Origin of the sequence: Cytobacillus sp. S13-E01, assembly GCF_029193815.1 — a bacterium.
Classification (GTDB): Bacteria; Bacillota; Bacilli; order Bacillales; family Bacillaceae_L; genus Bacillus_BV.
The window spans coordinates 34876-44485 of sequence record NZ_JARFVC010000035.1 but is presented as its reverse complement, the minus strand read 5'-3'; the positions used below and the strand labels follow the sequence as shown (position 1 = coordinate 44485).

At 32.2% G+C, this 9610-nt stretch carries 8 protein-coding genes; 4 read left to right on the top strand and 4 right to left on the bottom strand.

Going from position 1 to position 9610, the window contains the following annotated elements:
- Positions 1-52: 52 nt before the first annotated feature.
- From tnpC to tnpA, 3 genes are all read right to left on the bottom strand, one after another.
- Complete coding sequence (gene tnpC / locus PY093_RS17530) at positions 53-1630, bottom strand: IS66 family transposase (RefSeq protein ID WP_481769292.1); 1578 nt, start codon at positions 1628-1630, stop codon at positions 53-55.
- A gap of 68 nt (positions 1631-1698) precedes the next feature.
- A complete protein-coding gene (gene tnpB / locus PY093_RS17525) occupies positions 1699-2055 on the bottom strand; it encodes an IS66 family insertion sequence element accessory protein TnpB (RefSeq protein WP_275645858.1) in 357 nt (118 codons plus the stop codon).
- Positions 2049-2375, bottom strand: coding sequence for an IS66 family insertion sequence element accessory protein TnpA (gene tnpA / locus PY093_RS17520; protein WP_275645859.1), 327 nt, complete (start codon positions 2373-2375; stop codon positions 2049-2051). Before tnpA ends, tnpB begins: the two co-directional genes overlap by 7 nt.
- Positions 2376-3069: 694 nt before the next feature.
- On the opposite strand from tnpA, the gene PY093_RS17515 reads away from it, so the two are divergent.
- Positions 3070-3354, top strand: a complete 285-nt coding sequence (locus PY093_RS17515; RefSeq protein WP_275647105.1) for a hypothetical protein — start codon at positions 3070-3072, stop codon at positions 3352-3354.
- A gap of 159 nt (positions 3355-3513) precedes the next feature.
- Here PY093_RS17515 and PY093_RS17510 read toward each other — a convergent pair whose 3' ends face one another.
- Entirely contained in the window at positions 3514-3711 is a 198-nt protein-coding gene (locus PY093_RS17510) for a hypothetical protein (RefSeq protein WP_275647104.1), read from the bottom strand.
- Between the two features lie 740 nt (positions 3712-4451).
- Between PY093_RS17510 and PY093_RS17505 the strand changes: the two genes are divergently transcribed.
- From PY093_RS17505 to PY093_RS17495, 3 genes are read left to right on the top strand one after another with little or no spacing between them, the layout of a single operon-like run.
- Entirely contained in the window at positions 4452-5327 is an 876-nt protein-coding gene (locus PY093_RS17505) for a DUF4007 family protein (RefSeq protein WP_275647103.1), read from the top strand.
- Complete coding sequence (locus PY093_RS17500) at positions 5324-8770, top strand: hypothetical protein (protein WP_275647102.1); 3447 nt, start codon at positions 5324-5326, stop codon at positions 8768-8770. Before PY093_RS17505 ends, PY093_RS17500 begins: the two co-directional genes overlap by 4 nt.
- Positions 8767-9573, top strand: coding sequence for a hypothetical protein (locus PY093_RS17495; protein ID WP_481769317.1), 807 nt, complete (start codon positions 8767-8769; stop codon positions 9571-9573). Before PY093_RS17500 ends, PY093_RS17495 begins: the two co-directional genes overlap by 4 nt.
- Positions 9574-9610: the final 37 nt, after the last annotated feature.

Below are 9610 nucleotides of genomic sequence, written 5' to 3'. Positions count from 1 at the left end.
GTAAGCGTCAAATAATCCCCACCTGTTTTCAGATGGGGATTTGATTTATGCTTTATTTAGATTTAACAAGAACCCGGCAATTCTCGGGAAGTGTCGGTGACCATGGCAGGAATTCGGCCAATTTTGTTTTGTCTGTCGTATCAATATTGGGAAGCTCCTGAAATAGATAGCTAAGATAATAGAATGGGTTCAATCCATTTTCCTTTGCTGTCTCTACAACACTATAGATGATCGCACTAGACTTTGCTCCCCTTGCGGTATTACTAAACAACCAATTTTTGCGGCCGATTACAAAAGGTTTAATAGATCTTTCGGCTAGGTTGTTATCAATCTCCAAATGTCCGTCCTCTAAAAATGCTACTAATCTATCCCATTGATTACGGCAATATTTGATAGCTTGACCAAGTGCACTTTTTGGCAATACACGGGGTGTTAGTTCTTTTAACCATGCCGAAAAAGCCTCTAGCACTGGTTTGCTGAGTTCCTGTCGTGCGTCGAAGCGCTCCTCCGGACTTACGCCCTTTAGTTTGCGCTCGATTTCAAATAATTGGTTACAATAAGCCAAACCTTCCTTTGCCTTGACGGTAGATGTGCTTGCGGTCTCAGGAAGCGCTCGAAGGGCCTCGGTGAATTTTCGGCGGGAATGCGCCCAGCACCCGACCAACCTAACATCCGGTATATTATTGTAACCAGCATACCCATCCACATGCAGATATCCCTGGAAGCCGTCCAAAAACCGCTGAGGATGCTTGCTAGCCCGTGTTTGCTGGTAATCATACAGGACTATAGGCGTATTCCCATGACCTGAGCGATACAGCCAGATATAGGATGTCGACGCCTGTGGACGATCTGGCTCAGATAAGACCTGCAGGGTTGTTTCATCGGCGTGTAGCCATTCCATCTGCAGGAGGTTCGCATGCATCTCCTCATAAATCGGACTAAGCCATGTTTCTGCCCCATAGATGGTCCAGTTGGCTAGCGTTTGACGAGAAATAGACACACCAAATCGCTCCAAGTGCTTTTCTTGGCGGTACAGGGGCATGCCTTCAACATATTTTTGGGTCATGGTAAATGCCATCGCCGAAGGGGATGCTAAACTACCAGGGAAAACTGACTTCGGCATTTCCGCCGTCACAATAGGTGTTTCTAATTCATTACGCTCGCAGTGGCGGCAACTATATACATGGCGAACATGTTCAACCACTTTGACCTGTGGTGGGATAACCTTTAATTCCTTGCGTACTTCTGTACTCATTTCATGCATTGTACCACTGCAGCACGAACAAACCTGTTCCTCATCAGACAAACGATAGTGAATCGTCTCTGTAGGCAGGTTTTCGAATTTGCGTTCACGTTCTCCACGCTGTTTCTTACGCTTATATGTAACCGTCTCAACGGTTGGTTCTTCAACCTTCGGGTCGAATGTAGCTTCGGCTTCATTAAAAAGGGAAAGTTGATCCAGGTCGGTCTTCTCGCTAGAAGCCCCGAATCTGCGCTGTTGGCTCAGACGGAATTGTTCCTCGTACCATTTTAGTTTAGCTTCCAACTCTTCCTTTTCCATTTCGAGTTTCTCGTTGAGCGCTTTGTAATATTCAATTGTATCTTTTGAAGTTTGCGCTGTCTTTTCCATACACCTAGTATACGGAAAAGAATCCGGTTTGACCAGCCGAATTCCCCCTATTTTGTATTTAACTAGTTTTATAGAATAATACGTGCTTTTACTTCCTGATGGGCTTGCTTTTGTTCGATGGATAGTCCATCTAGCAACCAACGAAATTGGCGAGGGCTGATGTTCTTGGGGGTCTTATCATTTTCCGATGGCCAATGGAAGGTACCTTTTTCCAGCCGGCGATAATAAAGCCAAAACCCATTATTTTCCCAATGAAGGATTTTTAACTTGTCTCGCTTCCGATTACAGAAAACGAATAGACTGGGCGAAAAGGGATCAAGTTCAAAACATTCCTTCACGATGACAGCTAGCCCATCAATCGATTTGCGAAGATCTGTACTACCCCGCGCTAGATAAACCCTTTGAAATTGGGTATTGGTTAACATTGGTTTTTAAGCACATGGACAACATCTGATAATAGATCCATGTTGGCTCCAGTTGGTACCTCAACTGTGATCGTACCAAAATGAAGCAGAACAGAACCCTGCCCCGAAGGGGGTGCTTCTTCATCAACCTGAACAGTGAACCATTGTGCCGCAACGGGTGTCTGTTTGGAACCGCTGTTACTTTCAAATTGCCGTATCCAGTAATACATTTGGTGGACTTTAATTTCTTGATGTTGGCACCAATCCACTACACTCTCTCCACTCTGTTTCCATTCTTCGTATCGTGCTTTCCATTCTATTCTTTTTTCCTTAAGGGTCATAGAAAAACCTCCCAATATGATTTCTAGGGAGATTATCTCATGGACTCACTATTAATAGAATGTGGGCTGTATTTGACGCTTACGATTATAAAAACATGAAGGAAATAAGCCAATGAGCTTTGTTTGGAGATTGAGAAAGGAAATACCCTGGTGGGGAGGGCCAAAAAATTGGAAATGCAATTTACTTACATATTGATAAAATAAAAAATATAAATTTTGATGATCCTAAGAAACTACAACCTTGATTTGTTGAGGTTCCTATTAAAAGAAGGACAAAGATATATTTCCAAATAGAACTTTATCTGCAACAAATTTAATTCTTCTAAACATATTCTAAGGATACTTAAATATTCTCAAGAGGATCCACCAAATTACTTTAAAAATAAAATACTAACAAAATATGAAAAACGTAGAAAATAAGATCCAAGCAGAAATTAAACGTTCAAAAGAACACAAAATAGAATAAAAATAAAACAGAGGGTAAATATACCAGTTAAACCCTAGGTAAATGTAAGCAAGAAAACTAGAATTGAAGAAATGCGTAGGTATGATATGTATAGTTTCGGATCAGTTTATTTGATATAAATTTTATAGTGAATTTCAGGGTAAAATAAAGAAACCAATAATAACGCTTAAGTTATTTAGCTTTACTAAAGGAGTACTACCATTCAAAAATTGTTGAGGTGAGCAAATAGTGGCACAGCAGAGTATTTGGCTTGAAGAAATATTAAGTTCATTACAGGAACTTGGAGGGGTAGCCTCTCTAAACGATATATATATAAAGGTCCAAAAAAGAAATAAAATAAATCTAGAATTATACATTGATTGGAAGTCTCAAATAAGAAAACATATTTACTTACATTCAAGCGATTGCAAAATTTTCAAAGGGAATGCTGGTGATGAATCGGATATTTTTTATGCTAAGAATGGGAAAGGAAAAGGTGTCTGGGGTGTTAGAAAATTAATTAAGTATAATTAAAACATTCAATAGTTAATTGTTATATTCTTTAGTATGATTAACTAAACTGTAAAAATATAATATATAACTGGAAAATTGAGTTAGTTACGAATTAAAAGTAGAGACAGAATAGGGTTTCATTCTACTCTGTCAAATACTGTTGCAATTAGATTATTTAACTTAACCAAAGTCAGCTTCATCAGGATCTGGTTGAATAGTGTACAAAATTAGCCATTCATGATTTTCTTCATCTAAGACCTCAATTTCGCCCTGAACATCTCTTTCAATTGCTTTTTTTACTTTCTCGCATATAAAATGTACTGAAAAATCTTCACGCACAAGCGAAATAGTTTCTTGGTCATCAAATTGTAGTACCATTGAACTATTACATACCTCACAGTTTCCTATCTCATAATTACCAAAACCATACTTTACCTTTTCTAAAAAACATTCAGGACAGTAATTTTTACTTCTGATCCATACTTTTGAAGTTCATCAGTTTTGCAGTTTTGATTACTTCTTCGGAAATAATATAATTTTGCAGTTAACACATGTTAGTCGAGAAATATAAAACACCTCTTAATATTACTTTATTTTATATATATTATATTCAGTTTAATGAATTTAAACCATGAACAAGAGTAATTTAATGTTTTTTTCTATTATCATAACCTATGATTTGTTATAAGATACAATAGATATAATTGGTTAAGAAATTAATAAAGAAACATGAGAGATTTAGAGTTTGTAGTATTATTATGAATTATCTGATTTTATGAATAAATACTTAGTTTATTTAATATTCCTAAATGTCATTTCCGAATGATATATAAAATAAAGGAAAGTACAAACTAGTAATGATATTCTTAAAAGAAATTGATATAATAAAATATGAGAGTTAATATAGTTTAAATAATTTGTAATGAGATATAAAATAATGCTATAATTCTCTTTATAGAAACGTACGTTTGTATTTTTGGTTCTATAACTACTTATGTTAATTTAATTCTATTAAACATTTACATCTAGCTTTCTAGATGTCTTTCTTTGAACTAAATGAACTACTGGAACAATTCCTCCAGAAGTGATGTGAATAAATATAAAAGGAAGTTGATAATATGGGTTACGGACAACATCAAAGTTTTTATTTGCGTGATAGATGGTTAAATAAAGCTATAAAACATTTAAATGAAGATAGTCGTTTCTTTTATGACAACGAAGCATTCGAAAAAATTGGTTTAGGGAAAAACATGGTTCAGTCCTTAAGATTTTGGACAGTCGCTACAAAAGTAGTAGATGAGGATTTTAATCAAGAGAGAAAAAAAATCCACCATACTACTGAATTCGGAAAGATACTCTACCAATATGACAGATATATACAATTTAATGACTCAGCATCAATAATTCACTATCATCTGTCTAAAGAAAAGGAACCTAGTACTGTCTGGTATTGGTTTTTTAATATACTTAATGAAACCATAATAACAAAAGAGGAATTATTGGAACAATTTATTATTTGGGTTAGAGCAAACGAAGTTAAGAGTGTGTCAGAAAAATCATTAAAAAGAGATGTCGATTGCTTAATTAAATTATATACAGCTGGACAAAGTACTGATGATCCTGAAGAAGTTATTCAGAGTCCTATAAATAAAGTAAAATTATTAAATGAAAAAAAAGGAAATGTTTATAAGTTATCAGGCGATATTGAATCAATTGGTACAATAGCATTAATGTATGTATTATTGGATTATAAATCTACAGAAGAAGTTGATACGATATCTGTAGAAGAAATTTCTTACAAAGCAGGACTATGGGGGAAAATTTTCAACATGAATAGAACTAATACTATAAATGCACTTAATTTATTAACAAAGCACCCAAAGTTCCCAATAACTTTCTCAAGAACAAATAATCTTGACACTATAAAATTACCTAATGTGACAGCTTATGATTATTTAAAATATGAATTAAATAAGAAAGTTGAGAAATTATGAAAACTAAAAATATTAATTTTAAATCGAGTGTAAATATTAAATTTGATATTAATAAAGAAGAGTATTTTAAAAGATACCTACCTACACCATCCCATGCAGATTCATTATTAGGAATTCTTAAAGGGTTCAATCATACTGAAGAAAACCACTCTCATATTATTATAGGTCCATACGGTACTGGTAAGTCTCTTCTAGGAACAATCTTAAGTGGAATAGTTTCAAAAAATGTTAATAAAAATACATTTAATTTATTACTTGAAAAGTTTAATAATGTTGATGATGATATATATAAGGAACTTGGAATAGTAAGAAATTCAAACAAAAGATATCTTCCAGTTATCTTAAATGGTTATGAGGGGAAATTCAGACAAGCCATAATTTCATCAATTATGACTGTTATTAACAACAGTGGTATAGATATAACTATTCCAGGAGTTGTAACTAAAATAATAGAAACTTTAGATATATGGAAAAAAGAATATCCTAAAACATTCAAACAATTTAAAGTATTACTTTCCGAAAGGAATTATGACATTACTTCATGGAGAATGGAAGTTTTAACACAAGAAAAAAAAGAAATTCAGTGGTTTTCTGATGTTTTTCCAACACTAACATCAGGAGCACAATTTTTAGTTGATTTTCATGAAGATTTTATGGGGCAAATAAAGTATGTCTTAGATGAATTATCAAAAGAAGGTATAGGCCTTTTCATTGTTTATGATGAGTTTGGTAGATTTCTACAGAACCTCGAGGTACATGAAATTCATGAAACTATGCAGGATTTACAGGATTTAGCTGAGTTATCTGATCACTATTCAGATGATATGCACCTTTTAATAATAACTCATAAGAATCTGAGACAATATTTTCTTAAGTTTAATGATGAATATAAAAATGAATTCCAAAGAATAGAAAAAAGATTCAAGCTTTATCACATTGAAAGTGACAAAGCAACATTTATAAGATTAACCGCGTCGACACTGAATAATTTAAATATAAAACAGAACAAAACAGATATCGAAGTTAAAAATTTTTTAAGAAAATACCCATTATTTCCGGAATTAAATCAAGTAGAAATAGAGAATATAGTTATTAAAGGAGTACAACCTATACATCCAGTTACTCTTTATCTATTACCTTTCTTATCTAGTCTGCACGGACAAAATGAGAGAACCCTTTTTACTTTTTTGGAAAGTTATGATAAAGGAGGGTTATTGAAACATATTAATAACTCAAATGATTACTATTTGCCTCATCAATTATTTGATTACTTCTTTCCTAGTTTAGATATAGAAGATATTGAACAAGATAGCCCTTCTATGGTCCTATACAAGAAAATAACAAATAAAATTCCTGAAATTAATAACATAGAAAAACTTGATGAGTTAAATATACTAAAATTCATAACACTTTGGAATATAACAGGATTACAGTCTAAATTTAAAACGACGAGTGAATTTCTAAGTTTTGCTATGGAAAAAAAAGAATTAGTAATCAAACAAATCCTAAGTAGTTTAGAAAGCTATAAAGCTATACGATACAATAGAGTTTTAGGATATTGGGAAGTATTTGAGGGAAGTTCTTTTAATATAGATGAATTAATAATTGAACAGTTAGATTCTACTAATATCTCAAGAAAGAGAAAGCTATCTATTTTAGAGGACAGTTTAACTAGAAAATTTTATTTATCTAATGACTATAATGACAAAAAAAGTATTACGCGTTTTGCTTCAGTTAATTTAGTTTATAGCTCAGATATACTGAATAATGTTTTTGATAGTGCAGAAGATAGAAGGAAAAAAGAAGCTGATGCTATTATTAATTACGTAATCCTAGAATCTTCAAATGACTATGAACGTGTAGTTAAGGCCTTACAATTATATCGAGATGAACACTCAATATTTTGTATTTCTACTTATACTTTCGATTTTATAGAAAAACAGGTAATTGATTATTATCTAGTTGAAAAATTACTTGATGATGAAGAACTTTTAAAAAAAGATAAAGATTTAAAATCTGAACTTCTACTAAGAAAAGAGGATTTACTCTTTGTAATTAATGATTTCATGAGTGTTTATCAAAAATTTGATAGTAATTTGTTCTGGATCCTAAAGAATGATAGAGCTCATATTAATAACGAAATAGTATTAGGAATTAGATTATCGGAGTTAATGTTTGAGCTTTATCCTGATACACCTGAAATAAGAAACGATTCCTATAACAGGAGAAAAATAAACAATGTTCAACAAAAAGCAGGGTATAAGGTTGTAGATAATATTATCAATAATTTCAGTGAATATAACATTAATATTGATGGTAACGGACCAGATTACTTAATATTTGCTACAACATTTAAAAATAATAAATTCAACTTTAAGGATTTAAATAAAATTGAAAACTCTAGTTTTAATAAGATAAGAAATAGACTTCTTTCTATAATTAATGAGAATCCAAATGGTAAATTATCATTGCTTACAGACGTTTTGTTTGAAAAACCTTTCGGCATTAGAAAGCCCTTAATTCCAATTCTCCTTATAGCACTCTTAAGAGATAAATGGGACGAACTTTTGTTCTATCGAAATGGAATGTTCATTGATAATGTTAATGGCGAAATATTATTTAGTATGGTTGAGGATTCTAGTAACTATCAATTTATATATTTTCAATTGGACAATAGATACAATAAATTAATAGAGAACATTACTACAATTTTTAAAGAATTCTATAATGATCTTAACAATACACATAAGATATTAGCAGCCAACGAGGCTATGTTAAAGTGGTTAAGAACACTACCAAGGTATACACAGACTACAAATAAGTTAAATGAAAGACTATTATCTTTTAAAATGTGTATAAAGCATGGAGAAGTGGATCCAACTAAAGCATTTGAGATGATTTATAATGAGTTTAATGATAGTATCGACCTAGTAGACATTTGTGTACAAGAATTAAATTCTTTTATTAGTATAGAGAAAAAAAACCTCGAAAGAAATTTATTAATGCTTGTTGGTTGTGACAATTATCAACAATTAAAAGAATGGGCTTCTGAAAAAACAATTCCAGTCCAAAAAGAAAATAAATTAATTTCTTCAATTTTAACTATACAAAACGAACGAAATTGGATTGAAGATCTAATCATTAATTTTATTGGAATAGAAATTCAGAACTGGACTGATACAACTAGAGAAATGTTTGATCACCAAATATCTAGTGAATATAATAGATTAACCGAGGACTTTGAAAGTGATAAAGAATATAAAATACTAACTGTTGGTGATACAAACAGAGCAATTGAAAGAGTAGAACTATCTACTAAAGCAAATACAGTATATAGTAATGTATCAAGGATAATTAGTAATGGTGGACGCAATATAACAAAGGAAGAAATTGAATATTTAATTTTAATGTTGGTTGAGGAACACATTATTAATAAGAGGTGATTTATTTGAGTCGAAAGCCAGTACATGTCGCAATGTATAGTGGTGGTGCATCTAGTGCATATGTTGCTTATCAAATGGTACAAAAATACGGGATAGAAAATAGTATTTTATTTTTCACTAATACGTTGTGGGAAGATGAAGATAATTATAGATTTATGGAAGAAGTTTCTGATTATATTGGCCTTGAAATAACAGAAAGAGTCGATGGTAGAACACCTGAAGAGGTTTTTTATGATTATAGATTTTTAGGAAATTCAAGATTGGCAAAGTGTTCCGAGGAACTAAAAGTATTTCAAACTATTACTTTTTTAGAAGAGCTCAGGGACGACCAAAATTTAGAACCTATCTTATATTTCGGTATTGGTCCACATGAACAACATCGTGCTGTAAATTTAACAGAATTTTATAAACATCGTCCTATTGAACCAATTGAAACAAGATTTCCAATGATTGATACTTTTAGTGAGGACATCAACATTAAAGAAATTATTCAGAATGAATGGGGCATTAAATTACCTCGTATGTATGAAATGGGTTTCTCTCATGCAAATTGTGGGGGGAGATGTGTTAGAGGTGGATTTCAACATTATGCACAACTTTATAAAGTATGGCCAGAAAGATACCTTGAGCAGGAGCAAATGGAAGAAAATTTTAGACTACATTTCGAAAAAAATGTTTCAATACTTAAAAAAGATGGAGGTCCTTACACATTAAAGGAATATAGAGAACTGATGGACAGAGAGGGAATAGAAAATTTCCTTAAAAATGAAGACGATACTATTCCATGTGTATGTACCGTATAAAGACTCCGTAACGGAGTCTTTATTTTTTTTTGTTTGA

Coding starts and splice junctions, on each gene's coding strand:
- PY093_RS17510 (WP_275647104.1), bottom strand. CDS start 3,711: ATGGTACTACAATTTGATGACCAAGAAACTATTTCGCTTGTGCGTGAA.
- PY093_RS17505 (WP_275647103.1), top strand. CDS start 4,452: ATGGGTTACGGACAACATCAAAGTTTTTATTTGCGTGATAGATGGTTA.
- tnpA (WP_275645859.1), bottom strand. CDS start 2,375: ATGACCCTTAAGGAAAAAAGAATAGAATGGAAAGCACGATACGAAGAA.
- PY093_RS17500 (WP_275647102.1), top strand. CDS start 5,324: ATGAAAACTAAAAATATTAATTTTAAATCGAGTGTAAATATTAAATTT.
- tnpB (WP_275645858.1), bottom strand. CDS start 2,055: ATGTTAACCAATACCCAATTTCAAAGGGTTTATCTAGCGCGGGGTAGT.
- tnpC (WP_481769292.1), bottom strand. CDS start 1,630: ATGGAAAAGACAGCGCAAACTTCAAAAGATACAATTGAATATTACAAA.